General features: G+C 40.6%; 18 protein-coding genes and 1 pseudogene. 9 read left to right on the forward strand and 10 right to left on the reverse strand.

Annotated features, from left to right (window positions below):
* Positions 1 to 29: 29 nt before the first annotated feature.
* Positions 30 to 821 carry a Nif3-like dinuclear metal center hexameric protein gene (locus AACU25_RS18085; protein ID WP_096577915.1) on the reverse strand — a complete coding sequence of 264 codons (792 nt, stop codon included), beginning with the start codon at positions 819 to 821 and terminating at the stop codon, positions 30 to 32.
* A 201-nt stretch (positions 822 to 1,022) separates the two neighbouring features.
* Entirely contained in the window at positions 1,023 to 1,154 is a 132-nt protein-coding gene (locus tag AACU25_RS18090; RefSeq protein ID WP_321206825.1) for a hypothetical protein, read from the reverse strand.
* A 436-nt stretch (positions 1,155 to 1,590) separates the two neighbouring features.
* Between AACU25_RS18090 and AACU25_RS18095 the strand changes: the two genes are divergently transcribed.
* Positions 1,591 to 1,833 carry a hypothetical protein gene (locus AACU25_RS18095; protein WP_096577917.1) on the forward strand — a complete coding sequence of 81 codons (243 nt, stop codon included), beginning with the start codon at positions 1,591 to 1,593 and terminating at the stop codon, positions 1,831 to 1,833.
* A 610-nt stretch (positions 1,834 to 2,443) separates the two neighbouring features.
* A complete protein-coding gene (gene psaB / locus AACU25_RS18100) occupies positions 2,444 to 4,672 on the forward strand; it encodes a photosystem I core protein PsaB (RefSeq protein WP_096577919.1) in 2,229 nt (742 codons plus the stop codon).
* 124 nt (positions 4,673 to 4,796) lie between these two features.
* Here the strand turns inward: psaB and AACU25_RS18105 are convergent, their stop codons facing one another.
* The 8 genes from AACU25_RS18105 to AACU25_RS18140 form a co-directional block, all read right to left on the reverse strand.
* The gene (locus AACU25_RS18105; RefSeq protein WP_096577921.1) at positions 4,797 to 5,747 is read right to left on the reverse strand and encodes a sensor domain-containing diguanylate cyclase; all 951 of its coding nucleotides are present in this window, start codon (positions 5,745 to 5,747) and stop codon (positions 4,797 to 4,799) included.
* A gap of 63 nt (positions 5,748 to 5,810) precedes the next feature.
* Positions 5,811 to 8,048: a TOMM precursor leader peptide-binding protein gene (locus AACU25_RS18110; RefSeq protein WP_096577923.1), complete on the reverse strand. Its 2,238-nt coding sequence runs from the start codon at positions 8,046 to 8,048 to the stop codon at positions 5,811 to 5,813.
* 411 nt (positions 8,049 to 8,459) lie between these two features.
* Positions 8,460 to 8,981, reverse strand: a complete 522-nt coding sequence (locus tag AACU25_RS18115; protein WP_096577925.1) for a tail fiber domain-containing protein — start codon at positions 8,979 to 8,981, stop codon at positions 8,460 to 8,462.
* A 181-nt stretch (positions 8,982 to 9,162) separates the two neighbouring features.
* Positions 9,163 to 9,702 carry a tail fiber domain-containing protein gene (locus AACU25_RS18120; RefSeq protein WP_096577927.1) on the reverse strand — a complete coding sequence of 180 codons (540 nt, stop codon included), beginning with the start codon at positions 9,700 to 9,702 and terminating at the stop codon, positions 9,163 to 9,165.
* 613 nt (positions 9,703 to 10,315) lie between these two features.
* Positions 10,316 to 12,979: a two-partner secretion domain-containing protein gene (locus AACU25_RS18125; protein ID WP_096577929.1), complete on the reverse strand. Its 2,664-nt coding sequence runs from the start codon at positions 12,977 to 12,979 to the stop codon at positions 10,316 to 10,318.
* 443 nt (positions 12,980 to 13,422) lie between these two features.
* A complete protein-coding gene (locus tag AACU25_RS18130; RefSeq protein WP_096577931.1) occupies positions 13,423 to 14,532 on the reverse strand; it encodes a precorrin-8X methylmutase in 1,110 nt (369 codons plus the stop codon).
* A 3-nt stretch (positions 14,533 to 14,535) separates the two neighbouring features.
* Positions 14,536 to 15,078, reverse strand: a complete 543-nt coding sequence (locus tag AACU25_RS18135) for a hypothetical protein (RefSeq protein ID WP_096577933.1) — start codon at positions 15,076 to 15,078, stop codon at positions 14,536 to 14,538.
* Positions 15,065 to 16,183: an AAA family ATPase gene (locus tag AACU25_RS18140; RefSeq protein WP_096577935.1), complete on the reverse strand. Its 1,119-nt coding sequence runs from the start codon at positions 16,181 to 16,183 to the stop codon at positions 15,065 to 15,067. Before AACU25_RS18140 ends, AACU25_RS18135 begins: the two co-directional genes overlap by 14 nt.
* A gap of 254 nt (positions 16,184 to 16,437) precedes the next feature.
* On the opposite strand from AACU25_RS18140, the gene AACU25_RS18145 reads away from it, so the two are divergent.
* From AACU25_RS18145 to AACU25_RS18175, 7 genes and pseudogenes are all read left to right on the forward strand, one after another.
* Positions 16,438 to 18,360 (forward strand): heavy metal translocating P-type ATPase, encoded by a 1,923-nt coding sequence (locus tag AACU25_RS18145; RefSeq protein WP_096577937.1) that lies wholly within the window; start codon positions 16,438 to 16,440, stop codon positions 18,358 to 18,360.
* Positions 18,361 to 19,485: 1,125 nt separating this feature from the next.
* Positions 19,486 to 22,428, forward strand: coding sequence for a beta-phosphoglucomutase (pgmB, locus tag AACU25_RS18150; protein ID WP_096577939.1), 2,943 nt, complete (start codon positions 19,486 to 19,488; stop codon positions 22,426 to 22,428).
* A 328-nt stretch (positions 22,429 to 22,756) separates the two neighbouring features.
* Positions 22,757 to 23,104: a slr0373 family blue light stress response protein gene (locus tag AACU25_RS18155; RefSeq protein ID WP_045873910.1), complete on the forward strand. Its 348-nt coding sequence runs from the start codon at positions 22,757 to 22,759 to the stop codon at positions 23,102 to 23,104.
* A 96-nt stretch (positions 23,105 to 23,200) separates the two neighbouring features.
* Positions 23,201 to 24,721, forward strand: coding sequence for a stress-responsive protein Ycf46 (ycf46, locus tag AACU25_RS18160; RefSeq protein WP_045873909.1), 1,521 nt, complete (start codon positions 23,201 to 23,203; stop codon positions 24,719 to 24,721).
* Positions 24,722 to 24,867: 146 nt separating this feature from the next.
* Entirely contained in the window at positions 24,868 to 25,218 is a 351-nt protein-coding gene (locus tag AACU25_RS18165) for a DUF1257 domain-containing protein (protein ID WP_015136553.1), read from the forward strand.
* 136 nt (positions 25,219 to 25,354) lie between these two features.
* Positions 25,355 to 25,474, forward strand: a pseudogene (locus AACU25_RS18170) (gluconolactonase); the annotation flags it as partial.
* Between the two features lie 2 nt (positions 25,475 to 25,476).
* A complete protein-coding gene (locus AACU25_RS18175; RefSeq protein WP_190445919.1) occupies positions 25,477 to 26,031 on the forward strand; it encodes a putative antibiotic biosynthesis monooxygenase in 555 nt (184 codons plus the stop codon).
* The last annotated feature ends 14 nt before the right edge of the window (positions 26,032 to 26,045 follow it).

Below are 26,045 nucleotides of genomic sequence, written 5' to 3' on the forward strand. Positions count from 1 at the left end.
AATTATATTAAGGAATAATAATATACATATTATTCAGGGAAAAATTCGCGGAAATCCTCATCATGTTGGCTTAACTCTACCCAATCGAGATTCAAAGACCGTAATTTCTGGGTCAAGCGATCGCAAGCTGGGCGTTCAGTCGCGTAATGTCCCGCATCAATTAAAATGAGGCCGCGATCGCGACTTTCTTGAAATTGATGAAATTTACAATCGGAAGTGAGATAAGCTTGGGCATGAGTTTTCAGCACAGCCGAAATATAGCTAGCACCCGAACCCCCCAAAACCGCTACCCGGGAGATTTCTTGGTGTAAATCAGCAGTTGGGGAAACAATCAAGCTTTTGGGAGCAAGTTGGTGGTGGATTACTGTCAGTAATTTTTCTAAGGTGATTACAGGCTGGAGATTTCCGACTCGACCGTACCCTAAACCATTTTGCGTAGGTACTATAGGGGTTGAATCTTGGAGTTCGAGAATTTGAGCCAAAACATCAGCAGTCCCATCCTGTACTTGATCAAAATTGGTATGGGCGCTGTAAATGCCAATATTATGCAGAAAAGCTAATCGCACCATATCCGCGATCGCTTCTCCAATACGAAAAGATTTAGGCGGGCTAAAAATTAGGGGATGATGGGCAAAAATCAGATTAGCATTACTGGCGATCGCTTCTTGCATGACCGCCAAAGTTGGCGTTAAACATACCAAAACCCTAGCGGGTTCTTGTAAAATTCCAGGTTCAACCTGCCAACCACAATTATCCCAACTTTCGCACCAAGCAGGATTTGCCCATTCTTCAAACCAAGTAATTAAGTCAGCAATTCTCATTAAATCTTAGTAGCCACAAAGTGAGCTAATTATTTTATGCCTAATTAAGACACCATAAAACTGTGCCTTAAATAATATTTAATGATTAGCCAACCCTGGAAAACTTCGATAAATCATAAAAAAAACCTCAGCTACCAAGCTGAGGTGATGGGGAGAAAACCAAATAACGATGAGAGATGATGATACCGAGGTCAAAAAATATTAGCTGACACCCAAAGCCACCAATATTAAGGTACTGACAAGCAATGTAACGAATCCTGCTTTTAGTGCATAGCGGCGTTGTTTCTCTGGATCGCAGTCAGCAGTGTCTTCTCCATTACTGTTGGTATACATAAGATTTTTATAAATATTAACTTATGTAAATAAATCTAACTGGATTGTTACAATCAGTCAACAGTACATAACATTAAATAAATTAATATTATATATAAGTATTACTTATGTATAATAAAGTTCAAAGTCCAATTTTTGACCGTTGACTCTGGAGGGACAGTTCACTCAACTCAGGAAACCTCCCTTCCTTCGGATACTAGAGTGCCACTCCCGAAGATATTTGTGCTAGTTGCGTCAGTCGGGATATCAGCTAGAGAAATAGCGCGCAAACTGACAGTAAAAATGTTCTTCCAGAACCTCTTCACTTCACATTGATTCATCCCTTAAGAGTAACTCCATATTAACTTAAGGTAATTCTTCGGATTGATGTTCTTATAGGTAAATATTTGGAAATATGGCAGGAGATTTAGTCACAAATTCATAGTGAAAAAAATTTATGAAATCTCAAGAAAATCCATCAATCAGGGCGGAAAATAACTATTCATCGCTTGAGAATACACCTGACTATATGAATAGCCAAAAGCCAAGTAAATCTGAGCCTATAACTCAGGTACAAAAAGAAAATGTCATTACTAGTGAAGATTTACCTAACCGTCGGTTTCGTTATGGTTTTCCTTTGATTATATTGGCGATTCTAATATTTGTTGCTGCTCTTTACTACGGAATTATCAACCCATAGTTGAACAAGTTTTAAGCAGTGCTGGAATAGGGAATAGGGAATAAAAAATCCTGTTTGCTATTCCTTAATGCTTGCAAAGATGGCTGAAAACTACAATGCAGCAAGTTTCTAATAAATACCAATTCACAAAACTGTTAATTTTGCGCTCAATACTTGTTGCATTGAGGAGCAAGATAAAGAAAAATTTTGTACATTTTCTCTGAAATCTTTGCTGCAACAAAATTTACAATTCATAACGCCATTCTAGCGTGGCTATAGTTGTCAAACGATTGTTACAAATCGTTAGAGTTAGCTGCATAAAATGGTGACATTTCAGTTGTATTGGAAACTACAAATCGATGTAATGTTAATCTCCTCCCATAGTGTGATGGAAATAACCGCTAATAATTTTTTGATTACTCCTATGTGCAGTAATTGCATCACACTGCCCAGGGATTTAAACCTGGGGATGACACTTGTTTGCTCCTGATGTTCGCCAGCTTTTCTATTCGATCAACCTCCAATTGAAGGCAGAAAGAATGAAAGGATGTCTATTCAATTACTTCTGTATTGCTGACTTGGTAGAAGCAGCAATTTGAAAGAGAGTTTAGGGAGGAAGTGATTAAGGTACATGGCAAGAAAATATCCTAAATTTAGCCAGGATCTCGCCCAAGATCCGACTACGCGTCGGATTTGGTATGCGATGGCTCAGGGTAATGACTTTGAAAGCCATGATGGTATGACTGAGGAAAATCTTTACCAAAAGATTTTCGCGACTCACTTCGGTCATGTGGCAATCATATTTCTATGGGCTTCCAGCCTCCTGTTCCACGTAGCCTGGCAAGGTAACTTTGAACAGTGGATTAAAGATCCGCTGCATATTCGCCCGATCGCTCATGCGATTTGGGATCCACACTTTGGTAAAGCAGCAGTAGATGCCTTTACCCAAGGTGGTGCTAGCAATCCAGTAAACATTGCTTATTCTGGGGTATACCACTGGTGGTATACCATCGGGATGCGGACAAACAATGACCTCTACATGGGGTCAGTGTTTTTACTGTTATTAGCAGCATTATTTTTGTTTGCTGGTTGGTTACATCTACAACCAAAGTACCGTCCTAGCCTTGCTTGGTTCAAGAGTGCTGAACCTCGCCTCAATCACCACCTGGCTGGTTTGTTTGGTGTGAGTTCGTTGGCTTGGGCTGGTCACTTAATTCACGTTGCAATTCCCGAATCTCGTGGTGTTCACGTTGGTTGGAGAAATTTCCTCACCACCTTGCCTCATCCTGAGGGTTTGACACCTTTGTGGACAGGTAACTGGGGTGCCTATGCTCAAAATCCAGATACACCTGGGCATTTGTTTGGTACATCCCAAGGTGCAGGAACTGCAATATTGACTTTTTTAGGTGGCTTCCACCCACAGACAGAATCACTGTGGTTGACTGATATGGCTCATCACCATTTAGCGATCGCTGTGATTTTCATCATCGCCGGTCATATGTACCGGACTAACTTTGGACTGGGTCACAGCATCAAAGAGATGCTTAACTCCAGAAATTTCTTTGGTATCGAAACTGAAGGACAATTTAACCTGCCACACCAGGGGCTATATGACACCTACAACAACTCGCTGCACTTCCAGCTGTCTATTCACTTAGCAGCCCTAGGTACAGCAGCTTCGTTGGTGGCGCAGCATATGTACTCCCTGCCTCCGTACACCTTTATAGCGAAGGATTACACCACGCAGGCAGCGTTGTACACCCATCATCAATATATTGCTGGATTCTTGATGATTGGTGCCTTTGCCCATGCCGGCATTTTCTGGATACGGGATTACGATCCAGAGCAAAACAAAGGCAATGTCCTCGATCGCGTACTCCAACATAAAGAGGCGATTATCTCTCACCTTAGTTGGGTATCGTTATTCCTGGGCTTCCATACCCTGGGTTTGTACGTGCATAACGATGTCGTAGTTGCCTTTGGTACTCCAGAAAAGCAAATTCTGATTGAGCCGGTATTTGCTCAGTTCATTCAATCAGCGCATGGTAAAGCACTCTATGGCATGAATGCCTTACTATCTAACCCAGATAGTATTGCTTACACAGCTTGGCCTAACTACGGTAACGTCTGGTTATCAGGCTGGTTGAGTGCGATTAACTCTGGTAAGAACTCCCTCTTTTTGACTATTGGGCCTGGCGATTTCTTGGTTCACCATGCGATCGCTCTCGGTTTGCACACCACTACCCTAATTTGCGTTAAGGGTGCGTTGGATGCGCGCGGTACCAAGCTGATGCCCGATAAAAAGGACTTCGGTTTTACCTTCCCCTGTGATGGCCCCGGTCGTGGTGGTACTTGTCAAACCTCCTCTTGGGAGCAATCTTTCTACCTAGCTACCTTCTGGATGTTGAACCTCCTAGGCTGGCTAACATTCTACTGGCATTGGAAGCATCTCGGAATTTGGCAAGGTAACGTAGCTCAGTTCAACGAGAACTCAACTTACCTCATGGGCTGGTTCCGTGATTATCTCTGGGCTAACTCTGCTCAAGTAATTAACGGGTACAACCCCTACGGCGTAAATAACCAGTCTGTCTGGGATTGGATGTTCCTCTTTGGACATCTTGTTTGGGCGACCGGTTTCATGTTCCTCATCGCCTGGAGAGGTTACTGGCAAGAGTTAATTGAAACTCTAGTATGGGCACACGAACGGACTCCACTCGCTAACCTAGTGCGCTGGAAAGATAAACCTGTGGCGCTTTCCATTGTCCAAGGTTGGTTAGTTGGTCTAGCTCACTTCACAGTTGGCTATGTTCTTACCTTTGCAGCATTCTTGATATCTTCAACTGCTGGTAAATTTGGCTAAAAATTTTTGATATCCTCTGACCTTTTGCAATCCTTCCTCACTATGTTGTCATTATAGTGAGGAGTTTTTTATCAGAATATCTTGATTCCCTATTACCCAATCCCCAATCCCCAATCCCCAGTCCTTAACTAATATGATAACGATTCTTCCCAAAGGCTTTTGCCTGATACATTGCCGCATCTGCCTTGCGTAGTAATTCTTCAGGTAATTTATCGTTTTTTGAGATTGTTGATATACCGATGCTGACAGAGCAAGAGAGGTGATGACCGTTGACTAAAACAGGTTGTTTGAGGGATGCGATTACTTGATTAGCTATCCGAGCTGCATCACGAAAATCTTTGATATCTTCCAACAAAATTACAAATTCATCTCCACCCAGACGGGCGATAAAATCTCCCCATCGCAGTTTAGCTTTTAGCTTTTTGCTAATTTCAATTAAGAATTTATCCCCGGTATCATGACCAAAGTTATCATTAATTGCCTTAAATTCATCTAAGTCTAAAAATAATATCGAATAAAAATAGTTATCATAATGTTGCCGACAGGCGATCGCATAATCTAACTGCTGCATAAAGTAAGCTCGATTTGGTAATCCTGTTAATGGATCATGCATCGCAATTCGGCGTAAATTTTCTTCCAGCGCTTTGCGCTCTGTGATATCACGAATAATATTTAGTAAATAAGTTTTTCCTTGCCATTCTAAAAGTTTTACGGATAATAAACCTATACGCTTTTCACCATTTTTGAGACAAAATTCAATTTCCAAATTCTCAATGGTTTGTTGATTTGTGAGCTTCTTTTGAATTTTTGAGTATGTTGCTGTAGTAAATCCCATATCTAAGACTGTAATCGGGTATCCAATCACATTTTCGCGGCTGTAGCCCGTTACATTGAGAAATGACTGATTAATCTCTACACAATAACCTTGACTGCGTGTAGTGATGATTATTAAATCAGGAAAGTAATCGATAAATTTAAAATAATTATCTGATAATTTGTCAGATTTATGATTTTTTTTAGGCTTTTTATTATCTTGAATTATACCAGCTTTACAACTAGTATCGATAGATTCCATAGGTTAAATATATGCTAAAAAGCAATTCCTGATAATATTTGAATTCTTAGCAGCAACACAGGTCTAAAGAAACATAGGAATTGGATTTAGTTGCTCTTCTGTTAATTTTGCTTTTAACCATCCCAGTTGTACGGGTACATCGTAAAGCCGACCTGGGGCAAACTGTGCCCAAAAATGACGTAAACCAGGAACTACAACTTTAACCACAGCCATTCCCATATCTGGACGTGTTTGCTCGAGAACCAATATTTCTAATCCATGTTTAGCGGCTATATCAACACAAGCCAGCACATCTACTTGCAAATCTTGACTGTGGTAAGCAGGATAGTCTCCGTAAACTTTAGGAATTGCATTGGCATCGGCAGCAAGATAAACTTGGTTATTTAATGTTGCTGTTTGACACCAATTTTGCATATCCTGACGAGTAAATTTGGCAGAAGAATTTGGATTTGCCCCATTAGAAAGAAATATCATTTGATTCATTTCAGTGACAGCACGTAATAGGGCTACTTGGGGATGAAAGTGAGTACCAAAGCCAAAAAGAATATCTTCTGGTTGGTGATTGATGCGGCGAGAAATGGCTGCAAAGGTGGGAATATTTAAATCAGTAGTGAGGTCTAATACCCAAAACTCGCGTCCAATCAATTGATAGTAGCTTTTTAATTTATCTAGATAAGGCTCGTCAAAACTATTTAAATCAACAGCAGGTCTTTGTAAACGGTTGTACCACCAAATTGCTACTGCATCTCGCTCTACTAACTCCATAAATCCTTGGAGAATAGCTTCTTCTTTACAAGTTCCCGCAGCCGTTCCATTGGTATCTGCATAACAAAAGCAAGCATCTTCCGCTAAAGGATAGCCATAATAACAATATGCTGTAGGTAGATATTTGAATTGCTGATTGTTGAGTGACCAAATGGGAGTCCATTCAATTTCTTGATTGTCATCAAAAGGTACAGGTACCCATTGAATAATCTCATGTTGCTGATTCCAGGTTTGGCGATCGCAATATTGATTCGCGCTATAGTGCATACACTCGTAGGGATGAATAGCCTGTTCGCGGAGATTGGTGTAAGCAGCTTTGATCCTGGGTTCTTCTCCCGTATAGCTTCCACAGTAGCGCTCAATTGCTTCCCCAACCGCACTCATTTTTGCTTGGGCGGCTGTTTTTCCTTTACCAAAGCTTTTCAGGCGCGCTGTCTGGCGTAAATCTTCTAACTGTCTACCTTCTCTCGGAAAACTATGTTCTACAACATAAGCATGAATTAAATCGTTCTGGGGAAAAGGTTGAAATAAATTGCTGAGAATTCCCGTAATCGGGCTAATATGATGTTCGTATTTTTGTAAGGCTTTTTCAGGCGCACAACTGCGATACCCACCATCATCACTCAACGGCTGCTGATGATTTAGCACCAATGGTTGAGTTTGGTATTGACTTAGATAAGTCGGCTCACCACAACAATGACATTGCGGACGACGAACTAAGGTATGGCGTTGCAAGTTAAGATGCAGCAAATCAAAAGTTAACAGAGTTCCTTCTAAAGGATGTGGTTTTGGGTTGCTTAACCATTTAGCAATTTCTGTAGCTGCCAGATTTAACCCCGTGTTGACAGTTGAAGGTAAAGCTGCACGGGAAATCACAAACGAGTTGAGAGTTTGTTGTTGCGCTTGTAAAAAAGACTCAACCCCACGATTCATCCGCAGACGTTGTGCTAAACATTCCCAACATCCTGTATGTCCAGGTTTAAAGATGGGGCCAATCCAAATTACGCCACCGACTGGCTTGACTAGCAACCAAGAACGCTTTTCTTGTAAAGCTTCTCGGTTAAAACTTGCCAAATCAGGCTGGAGATAATCATCTGTGAGTACAACAGCAAACTTACCAAAATCCCCAATGGGAATATTGAGGGATTCCAAGATATTACGTAATGGTTCAGAAGTGACATTACCAAATGTGGTAATGCTAACTTTCGATTCTTGAAAACGTTGGCTGACAACGCTAGCATCTTGATTTAGCAGTTCCCAAAAAGCTGATGTTCCCAGTGGGATATGATCTGCGTTGGTAATATATCCCTTACGTTCCAGTTGTTGTAATGCATAGATAATCTCATCCGCAGTGGCTTGTCCTTGTAGCTGTTGAGTGATTTCAGCCACAGAGTAAAGCCCGTTGAGTAGTGGTGCTAGTAGGCAATATAAACGCCCATTTAAAGCGAAATGTCCTTTCTCACTTAATAGGAATACAGTTTTAGGAGGAGATATTTCCACATGGAAGTGTGCTTTGAACTTCGGCTGACTAAGCATAATTCTGGTAGTGAAATAATTCTTGAATTAAGCTGGCTGTGGTAACTGTTTGTTGATGGAGCATAGACATAATGTTAAAAACAACCTTAATTGGATTAATATGGAAAAAATCTTTGTTAATCTCTAATAATTAACACAACTTTGAAAAATAGTTGTAGTGGTTGCCCAAAAAAATCATTTTGGGCTTTATTTAAACTTAAATATTGGCTATGAGATTACTGAATAAATAGAATCGCTTTTGCAATTATTTCAGCAATTTCAGATAGGTTATGTAGCAGCAATGATGATGCAGAACAGTAAAGACACGGAATGGCTACTCTAGGAGTTATATCTTCCCTATCTCAAATTGGCAAAAAGAAGGATTATCTGTAGAGTAGCCGAGAAAACATCACAAAGATGTTCACAAACAATTTAAAATTGCGGTTGTTGCTTTAATTCCAGTAATTGTGTTTGCAATTCATTGATTTGAGATGCTTGCTTTTGCACTACATGGTAAAGTGCTTGAATCGCGGCTAAAGCTACACCATGAGCATCGACAACATTGATAGTGCGATCGCTCTCGCCAAGGTTGAAAGTGGCTGCAAAGTCTTGAGCCATCAGGCCAATATGGCGAATTGTTTCATCTTGGTCTTTGTATTGCCAAGTTGTAATCGGTAACTTAGCGATACCTTGAAGAATTGCGTAGATATCAACCTCAGCTATGGATTCTTTGAGATGGCGATCGCTTTTATAGCGGATAGAACCATTGGGGTCATACACAATATTTGGATTGTTTTGCAGTCCAAGAGCGTTGAGCGTACCATTGTTAGCAATAATTTCCTGGCTTCCGGGATTAATATAGCCACAACCTCCAACACAATTGGCTAAATCAGTATCAGTTAATTCGGTAATCAAACTCTCCTGAATCAGCGATTCTTGATTTTTCCTATCCATAATTTATTAACTCCTATCAATGAACTGTTTGTTAAATCAATATAATATTCTCTATTTTTTACTAATTTATTTTTATAGATATCAAACAAAGCTGTAATGCTGGTTAAAAGAAAATGAAGTCTTTATTTAAAGTCAAAAAAATGCTGGTATATTACTGAGAAATGCTAAAAAATCAATGTAACTACTGAATAATCTGTTGCTTTAACTCTAGTAACTGTGTTTGCAGTTCGTTAATTTGAACATCTTGCTTTTGAATTACTTGGTAAAGTGCCTGAATAGCTGCTAAAGCTACACCATGAGCATCAACAACATTGATAGTGCGATCGCTTTCCCCAACATTGAAAGTAGCTGCAAAGTCTTGAGCCATTGGGCCAATATGGCGAATTGTCTCATCTTGGTCTTTGTATTGCCAAGTGGTAATTGGTAAACTGGCAATACCCTGAAGAATGCTGTGGACATCAGCCTCAACTACCGCTTCTTTGACATTGCGATCGCTTATATAGCGCTTTGAGCCATTAGGATCGTAAGAGATGCCTAAAAAGCCGATTTTGAGCAGGGTTTTTCCTAATAGTGGCAGTTCATATAACGGCACTTGTGCAACTTTATCGTCGTTAACAGTAATCTGAATATCACAGCCACCAACACAATCTGCTAATTGCTCATCACTTAAATCCTCAACTAAAGATTCTGTCAAGCTCAAATTTTGAGGGTTCACATCCATATAATTAATTACCAATGTGTAAATTACATTTGGAACAACAGCGAACTGATTTATCTATCAAGATAAATCACAAAATTATTTACTATTAGTCAAAGATTTAGCTTATATAGTTGCTTATTCAAGCTAAATACTCTGACAATTAGTCAACTTATCTTGTAATTACATTGTTTGCTAAAATCGCTTCAATGTAAATTACATACTAAAAAATTACTTTTAAAAAATATATAGTAATAGTACGCAAATTAGAGTTTAACTAATTCATGCAATCTTTAATAAGAATTACTTATAAAAATCAATTAAACAAAGAATTTTTTGCAAAGATGAGATTTTATAAGGCTATTTGCTAGACTTCAACTGGATTAAAAACTCAAAACTCTCAGCATTTATATAAAAACAATGATTAATCTAGTTTGAGGGAAATAATCAAACAGTGAAAATACTGATTTATGGGCTTGATGACTTTACGGAATCTCTAAAAATTTCTTCTGATACTAATTCAAAAAAACTTTGCAACACATCAATCATCTGTACATCACGTTGGCGTACAATCTCTGTTTGAGAAGTTGCTATCTACTGTCAATCAATCAGCAACACCAATTATTTTGATGAATATCTAATTGCTAGAACAGCTAGCTGAATTGAGTCCAGAACTATGAGGAGTAGTGGCTGGTGCGTTTGCTGTTAATAACATTTCGCCTTGAGGAGTAATCACGAATCCCTGAGCTTCTACAATCTCATTGGCAGTCGGCGATGGTAAATTTATAGGAGTGGTAATCAACCCAGAGCGATCGCTGTTTGTGAGAATCGGAACTGTTTGGATATCTTCTAAAACTGTTTCACTCCCCAATGCTACCTCTGGATTTTGGGGTAAACCACCCCTTCCAGTCACAACGAAACGGCTAGATTGACTGGCTTGATTCCGACCACAGCCTTGAGTAATTAATGATGAAGCATCATTTGGCTGTACTGGTAAGGTAACAATCCCTTTGCTAGGGTCAACAGCTAGAGTTTTAATTTCTACAGCACCATTTAACCCAAACTGAGAACTAGCTGTAATATCGCTTTGAGGTGTGAGTTGCGGACGAAATTCAATACCAAAAATACCTTGAGTTGTAATTTGAACATTCCCCCCTTGACCTTGAATTGCATTAGCTGTGATGTCACTATTTTCTGCAGCTGCTAATAAATTTGCACTAATAGTAATATTGCCACCATTGCCATTACCACCTGTAGCATCAGTAGTAATTTTGCTACCGTTACGCATTAATAAAATATCTTTTATTTGTAAAGTAATATTGCCTCCTTCACCTGATTTAGTCGTGGCTTGAATTCCACCTGCATCCTGTAGCGGGTTACCTGCATTATCAAGCAAGATTGAGTTAGCGTTAATGTTAATGTTGCCACCTTTACCCAATCCTTCATTATCAACACTTACTCTAGCTCCTGCTTGAACTAAGAATTTGCCTGTATTAATTTCTACGTTGCCGGCATCGTTTTTATTATTAATATTTATAACATTCGCAAATAGGCTACTAAATATGAAATTGGCATCAGTTTTGGGGTCTAATGGTTTGTTTTCAGGCAGTCCAGTACCTAATAACTGAATCAAGTTTGTGGCATTAATATTCATTGTGCCCACCTTACCCAACCCCTGTGTGCCTACACTAATTCTGGCTCCATTTTGGACGATTAAATTATTGGTATTAATTGTTAAATTTCCGGCATCGCCTATAGAATGATGATCCCCACTACTAAACACACCTCCTGCATACCTATTAATGGTAGAAACCCCATCGACATTGATATAATCACTGGCATTAAGAATGATATTTCCACCATTTCCCTCAGCCAATGTTCCAGAAAAAATTTGCGCTCCATCACTAATTATTAGCTGTCCAGTATTAACTATTAAATCGCCTGCTTTTCCGCTACCTTCTTGAACTGAAGTATACAAACCACTAGCGAGAATATCAGCAGGTGAAACACCTAATAATTCAACGGATTTTGTGGCATTGACTGTTAAATTGCCGCCTTTGGCATTACTCAAAGTTGCAGCAGATAGTTGTGCTCCATTTTTAACAGTTAACTTACCAGTATTAACAGTTAAATTCCCCCCAGCACCATGACCGAATGTATCTGTTACTAACCCAGTCGCCACAGCTTGATTTAATGAGTCAATACCACTCAGTTCAATTGTATCCGCAGCATTAATAGTTATATCTCCTCCCTTGCCGAAGGAGTCAGGTAAAGTGACTGTCGAGATTCGAGCTTCACCTTCAACCTGAAGTTTGTTAGTATTGATGGTGATTCCTAAGCTATCACCACTGCCATTGTTTTCTGCAAACAACCCATCTGTAAAGGTTTGAGTATTGCGATCGCTTTTGACAATCACCGCATCTGAAGCATTTAAAAGCAAGTTTGCGCCTGAAATTTCACCTAGTGTAAAAGTAGATATGCGAGAGTTCTCAATAGTTAAATTTTTTCCTGTGAGTTGAATACTACCGCCACCACTGCCGCTAGTTGTGACCAAACTATTATTACTAATTAATATATTAGCCCTCGCCAAATCCTGAGGAAAACTCAATTGTGGCTGGCTTCCTGTCAAAGAAAGCTCAACCATTCCTGAATCTGCTACTCCACCTAATTCAATATGACCGCTATTGGCAATTAATTTACTGTTATTGATAGTCAAATCGCCACCAATTAAAGCTAGCATTTGATATTTTGAAATTGTTAGATTAGCGCCATTGACTTCAATAGATGAGGATTTACTGCCATACTGTAATCCTATAGGAACGCTGACAGTTAGTAAGGGCGGATTTGCATCAGTTGATGTATGAAATTCTTTACCATCAGCAAATTTTATACTATTGGCTGTAGTTGCGAAAAATGAACCACCAATGTCTAATTTTGCATGAGAACCAAAGATAATTCCATTAGGATTAATTAAAAAAAGATTAGCTTTACCAAGAGTCCGAATTCTGCCATCGATCAAGGAAGGCTCTAGACTAGTAACACGACTAATAATATTTTGAATCGAGAGATTATTATTAAAATTAGCAGACCCACCAGTTGGTACAGAAAATTGGCTAAAACTATGAAAAAGATTGCCTCCAACTTGGCTACCACCATTAATCGTGAAATTGAGGCTATCCCTAGATTTAACTATTGTAGGTAAAGTACCATCGGCTGCAATCTGAGCATCACAAGTTTGTGCAAATGTGAGACTGCAAATACTAAATATTCCCGCAATACTAATAGCACCATACCAATTCATAAAAGTAAAATTTATTAAAGTCTTGAATTGCCTTTCCCTCAGTATTCCCGGAATACCTGAAACTATTGCAAGCAACAGAGGCAAAAGTAAAAAGACTCTTTTAGGGATTTTATGGCTAATTTTCGCGGAAATCTTGATGATTACGTGATAGAAAGAGCTAAGACTGTAAAAATTGTCCTCAATGATGATTCGAGACAATTTATAAAGCAAATCTTCAGGGTGCGTTGTGCTGTGCGACAACACACCAGTACAGCATCTATAAATTCGTGATGCATTACGCTAACGTACCCTACTCAACTAATAAATTACCGCATCCAAGCTGCAAACGGATAATTACTGTCAGATCAATTGGCTGTTGTTGGCTTTAATTTTGGTGATCAAAGCCGCTTGAAAAATACAAAGACATTGGGTTGTCAAAAACTCTGAGAAGCTGTTCCCCGCGCCTAGCGACTAAGATAACAATGACAATCTGGCTTCTCAATTAGTGATTCTACTAGAGCATTCAGGGCTGTAGCTGCTAACAAACCGCCACCTACAGTCCCTTCTACTGTAATAAAAGGTATCGGTTGTTGCAGCAAAAGCCGCTTGGCTGCGGGAGCATGACTAAAGCCAATAGGCATTCCAATCACTAATGCAGGTTGAATTTGTTGATTATTTATAGCTTCGCAAATTTCCACCAGCACCGAAGGCGCATAACCAATTACCACAATACAACCTGTGGTGAGTTGCTGTAATTTCTCCCGCCATTTTTGCTGTTCCCAAAAAGCCAGTTCTGCTTCTGTGGCTGTTGTAATGTGGGGATTATCAATCAATGTTTCTACTGGACAACCTAAATGGACTAATCTCGTATTATCAAGAGCAGCCGCTACTGTAGGAATATCAACTACAATTTGACAATTTGCAGAGAGAGCTTGACGACTAGCTGCGATCGCATCTTTACTGAGCTTGACAAATGATACCAAACTGACATCACCACAAGCTAATACTAGTTGGGAAATCAGGTGTTGTTCAATCTCGGAACGTTCAGATAAGTCAGGTAACAACCTCTGCAAAGATTCTGCAAAAGCTTCTGGGTGAGTATGAATTTCTGCATCCAAGCCACTCCACAGTTGTTCTAATCCCCCCAATCCCGTTTGGGTTTCAACTTCCAGTAACTTCAGTTGTGCTAAAACTTCCGCTTGGGTATTTTGACAATGCTGATCCCGTCCTAATAAACCTTCCAATGCGGATGCTGTTTGTCGCAGTTGGGAAATTTGCTGCATGACTGCGCGATACTGCTTTTGCAATTGTGCCATCAAGGTTTTTGTGGTGTCTGCTTCTGGTTCTACTTCCAGAATTTGCTGGATGTGGTTGAGTTGAAACCCTTGCTGCTTCAAAGCCACAATCCGTTGCAGCCTAATCACATCCTTCTCAGTATAAAGGCGATAATTGCTAGGCGATCGCACTGGTTGCGGTAGTAATCCTAATTGATGGTAATGACGCACCATCCGCGGAGTAATCCCCCCACCCACAGCATCAGTAAGTTCTTTAATGGTTAAGCAACCAGTATTCATGATTTATTCCAACAACGGCAAAATTCTTTTTAGTTCTCCACAAGCCGCCTGAAGTGATGATGGTGCATTTGCATCCAAGCCTTGGTAACACTGATTTACTAAGCTTTCAACATAGGGCTTACAAGCTGACTCATTTTTGGTAAATTTTGAATATTCTGTTTCTTCGTCAACAGCTTCTCCCTGTAAATAATGTATCCAAGTTTCAATATTTCTTTTAGGTATAAAGATTGCTATGGCTTCTTGAGGCTGGCGAATTTGCTGGGAATCTGCTATTAATGCATCATCTAATTGCTTTAGCCTTTTCTCTATCGTTTCTTTATCAGCATCAATCAATACTACTAATATGACTGAAAGATAGTTCTTACTTCGGTAGGCTTTCACCTCTGCGGCATAACTATCTCTGACAAACTGTTCTCCTGCACCTTTGAGACAAAAATTAGCTCTGATGTTGCCAGTAAAACCACGTTTTTTTAGAAAATGGCGAGCAAAAACTTCTTGTTGCCTATCTTCACATAGAAGAACAATCTGTACTCTACGCTGGTTCATACAGCCATCCCCGTGCAATTAGTTCAGAAATGGGTAATCCAGTATTCTCTGCCATTTCATGACTAATTTTTTTCACTCTTACTGGTGCATTACTTTGACGCTCAAACCAATACCCTACCGGTGATGCTAAAAGATAATTAATTAGTTCTGGATGATGAGAAATTAGCAAAGCCTGCAATTTTTGCTCACTACAAAAGTCATAAAGTTGTACTAGCCAAGGTTGGATTTCTGGAAGCGCTAAAAAATTTTCCGGTTCATCTATACAGAGTGTATAATCTTGGGATTGAGTACAGTACAAAAAAGAATAAAGAGCAAAAAGTGCTTTTTGTCCATCTGATAATTCACTCAAACGATACTCAATAACTTCTTTCTCATCTTTACTGGTTAAAAATTGCAATTTTAAAATTACATATTCTTCACTAATTTTTTCAAATCTAAAACCTATAAATCCATCTATTATTTTTTTTAGCGAATCAATTAATTCCGGCAGTTTATCTTTGTCATGAGTAATATAGCGATACCAAGAAACAAAGTTTTCCATTCTCCAATCTAGTTCAATTTCCTCTTGCCTACTGCCATTTTTCATATTGATTGGAATAATCTGAACAATAATTAATCGTTTTATTCTATTTTGAAACCACTTCAATTTTGTATTGCCACTTTCTATTAGTAAAAGTATGGCGGAATGGGAGGTAGGAAATGGAAATTCAGACAAGGATGAATTATCATCTCTAACAAGTTGACCTTTGCCATTTTCAATATTTAATAAAAGTTGATTATTAAAGTATAGACGCTCATGCTGAACATAACAATTATGCTGAGTATAATGTTCAATAGCCAGTTCATATTTATAATTACCACCATTTCCAGAAACTTCTAACTCAAAACGTTGAATTAGTAAATTCTGCCAGCGTGTACAGTCAGAAGATTTAAACACCTCTCCTGCATCACAATGAATTGTTAAAAATGCTTGAATTTTTCTCAAAGATTCAAAAACAGTGGACTTACCTGAACCATTACCACCAAGAAACAGATTAATTGAGTCAAAATTAAGCTCAAAATTTACTAAGCCTCGAAAGTTATCAATATAGATTCGCTTTAACATAAATCGTTTTCATCCCAATGCAACAACAACAATAAACTTTCTGGGCGACTGCAAGCCATGCGTCACTTGTTACAAGTTAGGGAATGCTTACACAGACAAAATCTATGTGTAATTTGTTTGTACAAGTCCCGTAATTTCTCATCACTAGGGCTAGACGCAAAATATGAGACTCGCCATAGTCAACTCCCACACTGTTGACATTAACATTAATGTCAACGTTTAGTGTGAGATAGTCCGCTTAGTTTCTCAATCTCATGCTCTACCCACAGCATTTAACCAAATTCACCAAAGAACATGGAGATACCTTAGCAGCCTTAGTTTGTGGAGTGCTGTTATTTCTGGGCTGGTTCACCTTGCATCTTGGCTGGCTGGGATGGGCAATGTTGTTATTAACCGCAGCTTACGTGATTGGTGGTTATGAAAGCGCCCGTGAGGGGTTAACTACCCTAGTCAAGGAAAAACAACTGGATGTAGATTTGCTGATGATTGTGGCAGCGCTTGGTGCTGCTAGCTTGGGCTTATGGCGCAGGGAATACCACTTAATTATTGATGGGGCTATTTTAATTTTGATTTTTGCGATTAGTGGCGCATTAGAAGGCTACGCGATGCGGCGAACTGAACGCAGTATTCGCAGTTTGATGAGTCTGACTCCAGATACAGCTAGGATTTTACGTCAAGGAAGAGAAGAGTTAGTTCCCATTCACCAGTTACAGGTAGGGGATGAAATTATTGTCAAGCCAGGGGAGTTAATTCCTACTGATGCTTTAATTGTCTCTGGCTATAGCACCCTCAATCAGGCGGCGATTACAGGCGAGTCTTTACCTGTAGAGAAGACAGTCAACGATGAAGTTTTTGCGGGGACAATCAACGGCTATGGGGCGCTGAAGCTAAAGTTACATAAGCCAGCCAGCAGCAGTTTGATTCAACGGGTGATTCGGTTAGTCGAACAAGCACAAACAGAAGCACCGCCTTCCCAAGAATTTATTGAGCGATTTGAACGGAAATATGCGCTAATAATTGTCACTTTGGGCGTATTTCTGGCAATTATGCCGCCATTTATTTGGGGTTGGGATTGGGAAACCACAATTTACCGGGCGCTGACATTTTTGGTAGTAGCTTCTCCCTGCGCTTTGATGGCTGCTATTATGCCTACACTGCTGTCAGCAATCGCCAATGGTGCCAGACAGGGGATTTTGTTTAAAAATGGTGCCCAATTAGAAAAGATTGGCCAAGTAAGAGCGATCGCATTCGATAAAACTGGTACTTTGACAACAGGGGAGTTACAAGTCTGTGAAGTAATACCTTATGGTAAATACTCGCAAACTGATGTGTTAACAGCCGCCGCCTCTCTAGAATCATACTCAGAACATCCTATTGGTAAAGCTATTGTGCAGGCAGCAGCAAATATAGATTGGGTGGGCGCACTGGAAGTGCAAGCTATCCCAGGAAAGGGAATTAGCGGTATTATTCAAGACCAACAGGTAATGGTGGGAAATGCTGCTTTTATTGGGGAGTATGTGCCAGAATTACCCCAGGATTTGCAGAATTTAACTCAATTTTGGGAACAAGAAGGTAAGACAGTTGTGTGGGTAGCCCAAACCAGAAGAGAAGATGGTTATGAGATTGTGGGTGCCCTCGCTATTGCAGATATGGTACGTACAGAAGCAGCCGAAACAATTAAACGCTTAAGAAAGTTGGGTGTTGCCGAGATTGTGATGATTACCGGGGATAATCAGCGAACTGCCCATAGTGTTGCACAAGCTGTGGGTATTGATCGCGTGTATGCTGAACTGTTACCAGAAGACAAGCTATCTGTAATTAGTGATTTACAGCAAAAATATCAAACAGTGGCAATGGTAGGCGATGGGATCAATGATGCACCAGCCCTCGCCCAGGCTTCTGTGGGTATTGCAATGGGTGTGGCTGGTAGTGATGTGGCACTAGAAACAGCCGATGTTGTCCTCATGGCCGATAAATTAGAGAAAATTGCTGTAGCTATGCATTTAGGTAGGCGATCGCAAAGTATAGTCAAACAAAATATCGTCGTCGCCTTGGGTTTTATTCTGCTGCTACTCATCGGTAACTTTCTCGGCAATATTAACTTACCCATCGGCGTGATTGGGCATGAAGGCTCTACAGTATTAGTAACTTTAAGCGGCTTAAGACTTTTGAAGTAATCCGTAATGGAGCGATCGCAATTAGTAGTAGTAGTGTGGGCAATGCCCACTACATCAGAATCATCTGCAATTGAAAGGTAGAGAATGGCTATTCTATACTCATTTCAGCGGTTTTAAACTGCTTTAATGAGTGTAGATTTTACTTTTACGCACTATTCAAAAGCTAAACGCCAAAACTACTGTCTTGATGGCTATTTTGCTGTTGAAAATTGAGAATATAAGGTTAATTTACGTTAATATGTATTATTCGATATTAGGAGTCAAAAATATTTTTGTTACCTAGTCAATATTACTGTTGTATTGCTTTAATCATCGCCCTAATATTTGGCAAATATCCTAATAAATTATCAATGAATTAACGAGGAGGCTGGTATCACATTTTATCGGTAGAAAATATAAATTAAAAGCCAAAATTATTTATCAGGTCAATTAATCATGAATATCTATATAACCTTACAGTTAAAAAGGTAAATTATATAGCAGAGAGCCATATACTGAACTGTCACAAGACCACTAACCCAAAAGCTCAAGACGAACATATAATACACACCTTAGATACGTTTTCAGCTATTTTTACTCCTAGCCGCCCACAATGGACTTTTAAATATATTTTAGTTAGTTCATTTTATATAAAATAAACAAATATATAATTTTGTGGTTAGTCAATAGCGGCTTGAAACCGTTGATTCATCAGGTTTTAGATAAAAATTGCTGAAATGAACAGCAATTAAAAAAACTCACCAGTTCGCTATGATATCTAAAATTTAATAATTATTACCTTTTTTGATGTCCAGGCTACTAAGTGAGCTTTTTAGTATTATTACTCAGTGAGCATTTTCTTGATTTAAAGTTGCATATTTATATTGTTGTGTTACGCTATTCAACCAAATCTATAGATTCGTGAAATTTGTATTATTAATGACTCATAACATGAGTTATTAAAAACACCTAACTATAGACAGATGAAATTGGGAACGTTGCTATTAGCAACAACGTCAATCCGCCCGTTAAGACTACAACCAAGTCTAGGCAATAAAGCTAGAGCGCAATTGCTCATTGAACTCTTGAAAATTGCATTTCATCCTGCCCCAACCTAACCTCTAAAAAACTTAGGTATGATTACTCATGGTCAACTTATCCGTTCGCGATTCCCAACAAAATCAGACACTGACTGAAGCTACAGACTGGAACGTTATTGAAACAGTCTTTGATCCCACCCAACTGCATCATAAAGAAACTGTTTTTACTATTAGTAATGGTTATTTAGGAACGAGGGGTACTTTTGAAGAAGGCTATCCCGGAGATTCCACGGCTACATTAATTAATGGCCTATACGATAAGGTTGTAATTTCCCATACAGAATTAGTTAATTGTCCCAGCTGGCTGCCCTTAGAGGTGCACGTGGCAGGCGATCGCTTTAGTATGGATAGTGGTGAAATTCTCAATTACGAACGCCGCCTAGATTTGCGTTTGGGGATACTGAGTCGTGATGTGCGCTGGCGTTCCCCCAAAGGACACACCTTAGATTTCCACTTTGAGCGTTTCACAAGTTTAGCAGATCAACATGTGTTAGCGATTCGCGCTCAGGTAACATCCATAGATTTTACAGGCGAAATTTCTTTTAGCGTAGGCTTAGATTCAGAACCCCAGACCCAAGGAGTCCCACACTGGAAAGTTTTGAATCAAGGTGGTGTTGAGCAAATTATTTGGTTGTATAACCAAACTCGCCACTCAGAAATTCAATTGGGAATGGCTACTAAGTTAGTGGTAGAAGGCGAAAATGCACCACCTGTATGCTTAGAGAATGCGAATACTGCCCCAACTTTAACCACAACCTTTCAAGCGACACCCGGTAAAGCTGCTACTGTCGAAAAGATTGTCACCGTCTTTACTTCCCGGGAAACAGACATTCCCATCGCTGCCGCGCTACAACGTTTAGCAGATGAACCCCGTTACGCAACTCTGTTGGCAGCACATATCGCCGCATGGGAGCAAGTATGGCAAGACAGTGACATAATCATTGAAGGCGATCGCTATGCTCAGTTAGTTGTCCGCTACAATCTCTTTCAAATATTAGCTGTTGCACCCCGCCACGATGACCGTGTAAGTATTCCACCCAAAACCCTCTCCGGTTTTGCCTATCGTGGACATATATTTTGGGATACAGAAATTTTTATTCTTCCCTTTTTGACTTTAACCCAACCAGCCTTAGCCCGGAACTTACTGACCTATCGCTACCATACTTTACCAGGTGCGCGACGCAAAGCCCAAGAAGCAGGATTTCAAGGCGCTATGTATGCTTGGGAAAGTGCCGATACAGGTGATGAAGTTACACCTCGCTGGGTACCCCATGCCAGTGGTAACGGTGAGTTAGTGCGGATTTGGTGTGGTGATATCGAAGTACATATCAACACTGATGTCGCTTATGCAGTTTGGCACTATTGGCAAACCACATCAGATGATGATTGGATGCATGATTACGGTGCAGAAATTATCTTAGATACAGCCGTATTCTGGGAAAGCCGAGTTAATTGGAATGCCGAGCGTCAATCCTACGATATTTTAGATGTGATTGGCCCTGATGAAAATCACGATCGCGTCGATAATAACGCCTTCACCAATTTAATGGTGCGCTGGCATTTACAATCAGCCTTAGCGCTTTGGGATTGGATGAAGCAAGCCTATCCAGAAAAATCTGCACAATTAGCCCAACAACTCAACTTAACCACAGAGCGTTTGCATAAGTGGGCTGATATCCAAGAGCGTATATTTGTCAATCAGGATCAGTCAACTGGCTTAATTGAGCAATTTGAAGGATTTTATCAACTCGAAGAAATCAACTTTGCCGATTACGAACCCCGTACCACATCTTTACAAGGTTTACTGGGAATTGAAGCCACCAGCCAAAAGCAAATTCTCAAACAGCCAGATGTTTTGATGCTGATTTATTTGTTAAGGGAACAGTATGACTACAAAACCTTAGCAACCAACTGGGATTACTACACCAAGCGCACCGACCATACCTATGGTTCCTCCCTAGGCCCAGCAATTCATGCCATCTTAGCTTGCGACCTCAACCAACCCACCCACGCCTATACACATTTTCTCCGTTCCGCATTGGTAGACTTGGAAGATGTCAGGCGGAATGCAGCCGAAGGAATTCACGCCGCCAGCGCGGGAGGAGTTTGGCAAGCAGTGGTATTTGGGTTTGCCGGCATTAAAATGACGGAATTTGGCCCAGTTGCTTCCCCACATTTACCTCCCACTTGGCAACGTTTAAAATTTAGGCTGCAATGGCGCAATCAGTGGTACGACTTCGACCTGCGACAAGAAACAGACATGGAAATTGCTAACCAACCAGCAGATGAGAATTTGCCAAGTTCCCAGCCAGAAATTCAAGGCGTAATCTTTGATTTAGATGGTGTTTTAACTGATACGTCAGAATTACATTATTTAGGCTGGAAGCGAGTAGCCGATGAAGAAGGCATTCCCTTTGACCGCGAAGCCAACGACGCAATCAGGGGATTACCCAGAAGAGAAACCCTCATGCAAATTTTAGGCGATCGCCCCGTGACTGAAGCCAAAATTCAGGAAATGATGGAGCGCAAAAACAACTACTTTTTGCAATTAATCGAGGAAATCACTGCAGCCGATTTACTTCCCGGAGTTGAAAACCTCTTAAAGGAACTACGCGCAGCTGGGATTAAAGTTGCCTTAGGTTCATCCAGCAAAAATGCTCAAACCGTCATTCAACGCTTAGGTATCGGCAATAAATTTGATGCCATAGCCGATGGTTACAGCGTCTCCCAACCCAAACCCGCACCAGACCTCTTCCTATTTGCTGCCGAACAAATTGGTGTTGCACCAGCCAAATGTTTAGTTGTAGAAGATGCCAGTGCTGGCATTGAAGCAGCTAGGTCTGCTGGTATGTGGTCTGTAGGACTAGGGCCAGTAGAAAGATTAGGTATAGCTAATGTAGTCTTACCCAGTCTAGAAAAAATCAGCTGGCAAGACTTGCAACAGCAACTAGCCAACAACCAAAAGTCAGCCGTATTGCAAGAGGCGTAAGGGGGAAGGGGGAAAGGGTAAAGGTGAAAGGGTTAAAGGTTTTTTCCCTTCGCCCAACTTGATTGAGACACTGCCCAATAAATATTAAGCAGCCCCCGCTTTACACCAAATTCCTCTTTTCTCATTTCATCCCACTCTTAGTAAAGAGTGGGATTTCCCTTATATATCAACAGTTTCCCCCTTTTTATCCCAATGCCCAATGCCCCATCCCCCATGCCCATTATTAAGCAATGTAACAATATTGCCGTCAAAACGTTTTGCTGTCTTGACAACCCCAAAGAGAACCGATAACGTTATATACATACCCGGGTAAGGCCGCCAAAGAGTTATGCAAACTAAGCAAAAGGTTACTTTATATTTGTCGCCAGAACTGCACAGGAAATTGAAGATTCGATCAGCAGTAGATTCTGAACCAATGTCAGAACTTGCCGAGCGTGCTTTATTTTTCTACTTATCTAATTCTGAATTAGTTGAAGAAGTAGAAGCTTCTGTTTATGGCAGAACTCACAGAGTATATTCTTGTCCCAACTGTGAAAGTTCCCTGGTGCTACGTGATGGAGAGCTGATTACTTTAGGAAGTCAACCAGGAGTAATTGGTCAAGAATCCATCTCCATTGATGAAATGGATGAAGCTAAAACCCATCCCCAGGATGAGGAAGAGTTAGTCCCCTGTTAGATATGAATTATGAATAGCTAAATTCATAATTCATTCGGTTGTCGTCACCAAAAAAACGATGTCTGTACTGTACTTAGGTCTCAAGTAGGTCGATGTATGAAAGAAGAGCTCAATATTCTAATTCAAGCTCAATACCCTTTAATCTACCTTGTGACCTCCGAGGAAGAGCGGGCCGAGCAATCAATCTCCACCATCGCCCAGTTGTTAAAGCCTCAACGCCGAGTATTTGTTTGGACAGTAACTCACGGCATCGTGGAGTATGGTCAACCCCGGAATGTCACCCAGCATAATACTGTTTCTCCTGAAGCAGCAATTGAGTGGATTATCCGGCATAAAGAACCTGGTATTTTTATTCTTAAAGATTTACATCCTTTTATAGATGCGCCTGCAACAACTAGATCGTTAAGAGATGCGATCGCAAGTTTTAAAGGCGCGCATAATATACCGAAAAACATTATTTTAATGTCGCCCGTCCAGCAAGTGCCTATCGAACTGGAAAAAGAAGTTGTAGTTCTCGACTTCCAATTGCCAGACATGGCCGAGCTGAACAAAGTTTTAACTCACCATTTAGATCAAAATCGTGGGCGCAGGCTAACAACAGAGGCGAGAGAAAAGCTTCTTAGAGCCGCCTTGGGTTTAACCAAAGATGAAGCCGAAAAAGTCTATCGCAAGGCACAGGTAACTACAGGGCGTTTGACAGAAGATGAAGTAGATATAGTTTTATCGGAGAAGAAGCAACTAATTCGGCGCAATGGTATATTAGAATACATCGAGGAAGATGAAACCATTGAAGCTGTAGGTGGCTTAGAAGAGTTGAAAAAGTGGCTTAAGCAACGCTCTAATGCTTTCACAGAAAAAGCTAGAGAGTATGGTCTACCTCAACCTAAAGGGATGTTAATTCTAGGTGTTCCTGGTTGTGGAAAGTCGTTAATTGCTAAAACTACTTCCAGACTTTGGGGGTTACCAATATTACGTCTAGATATGGGTAGAGTTTACGACGGCTCAATGGTGGGTCGAAGTGAAGCCAACCTGCGTAATGCCCTCAAAACAGCAGAATCAATTTCTCCCACGATTCTGTTCATTGACGAGTTAGATAAATCCTTTGCTGGTAGTGCTGGTTCTGGTGATTCAGACGGTGGTACTTCTAGCCGGATCTTCGGCTCATTCTTGACCTGGATGCAAGAAAAGAAATCTCCTGTGTTCGTGATGGCAACCGCTAACAGAGTGGAAAGATTGCCTGGAGAGTTCTTAAGAAAAGGTCGTTTTGATGAAATTTTCTTTGTGGATCTGCCCACACCTGAAGAACGGGAAGATATATATAATATTCACCTAACAAAGCGTCGTGAAGACATCACTAGATTTGATCTAGGACAACTAGCTAAGATGTCCGACGGCTTTTCTGGGGCAGAAATTGAACAAGCGATCGTTGCGGCAATGTACGAAGCTTTTGCCCAAGAACGCGAGTTCACCCAACTAGATATTATTGCTGCACTAAAGGCAACCCTGCCGCTGTCTCGTACTATGCAAGAACAGGTCACAGCGTTGAGAGACTGGGCCAGACAGCGCGCCAGACCCGCAGCATCCTCCGTTGCTGAATATCAGCGAATGGAGTTCTAAAAGCTTTCTCCTGCTAACCCAGGGGGAAAGGCTAGCATTTACTGCTAGCAGTTGATAGAAAAAAAGCCGCTTCTCATTTAAGTGCGGCTTCCCCAAAAACAAACCGTTGTCGTTGTTCTCAATCTTCTCTATTGGAGGAAACCCAAATGTCTCACTTTAGCACTCTTCGCACCAAGATCACCGATGCAGAAATCCTCAAAGCATCCTTGCGCGACCTGGGTATCAGCGTAAAGACTGAAGCTGATGTTCGTGGTTATAACGGTCAGCGCGTCCGTTCCGACATCGTTGCTGTGCTGGAAGGCGAATATGACCTAGGTTGGTCTCGCAACAGTGATGGTTCCTTTGACCTCATCGCTGACTTGTGGGGTGTTGCTAAGAAGCACAACCAAACTGAGTTAATCAACTCCATTAACCAAAAGTATGCTGTTAACAAGACCTTGGCTGAAGTAAAACAGCGCGGTCTACAAAACGCCAATGTGAAGTTGGTATTGCAATAACAATTTCTCTGCGCGTTCCCAAAGCTGAACGGGTTAACCATGTTCCTAGCGGTTAGCCCGCTTTTTTATCGGGATTGAGATTTATCTCTCAGTCCCGATTTTTGCTGTTCGGGTGGAATTTGGTAAACAGGAAAACGACAACACGGCCATCTATGTGGTGATGAATGGTGGAATGTTTTTACCTCCGCCCACAGGGATTGTATCGGCAAATGTTGTGCGCTTGGAAGTAGGAAAAGTTGGTTATCCCTTGGGTTGAAAATGCAAATACAACAAGAAGAGCAATTTGTCACCGTAGTCATTTCACAACTGGTTAAGCCAGGATGCGAACAAGATTACGAGATTTGGATGAAAGAAATTATCGGTGCAGCCAAAACCTATTTTGGCTATTTGGGCACAAATTTGATTCGTCCCCAACCAGGTGGAAGACCAGAATATGTGATTATCCTGCGGTTTAACAACTATGAAAACTTAAAAGCCTGGATGACATCACGCGATCGCGAATATTGGTTAAAGAAAGGCAAACATTTAGTAGAATCTGAACCTCATGTTCAAGAAATTTGTGGTTTGGAAGCTTGGTTTTCTCTACCTGGTCAACCGTTAAAAACTCCACCTCGCTATAAAATGGCATTGCTAACTTGGGGATCTGTATTTGTGTTGATTAATTTGTTGAATACTTTCTTAGTCCCCCTGATTCGCGGCTTACCACCTTTGATGATTTCGCTGGTGATCACCGTAACTATGGTTTTACTGTTGACCTACGTTGTGATGCCGAGAGTTAGCCGTTTGTTTAGTAAGTGGCTGTATGCCAAGTAAATAGCATAAAGCAG

It is taken from the genome of Tolypothrix tenuis PCC 7101 (assembly GCF_963874875.1).
Taxonomy (GTDB): domain Bacteria; phylum Cyanobacteriota; class Cyanobacteriia; order Cyanobacteriales; family Nostocaceae; genus Aulosira; species Aulosira tenue.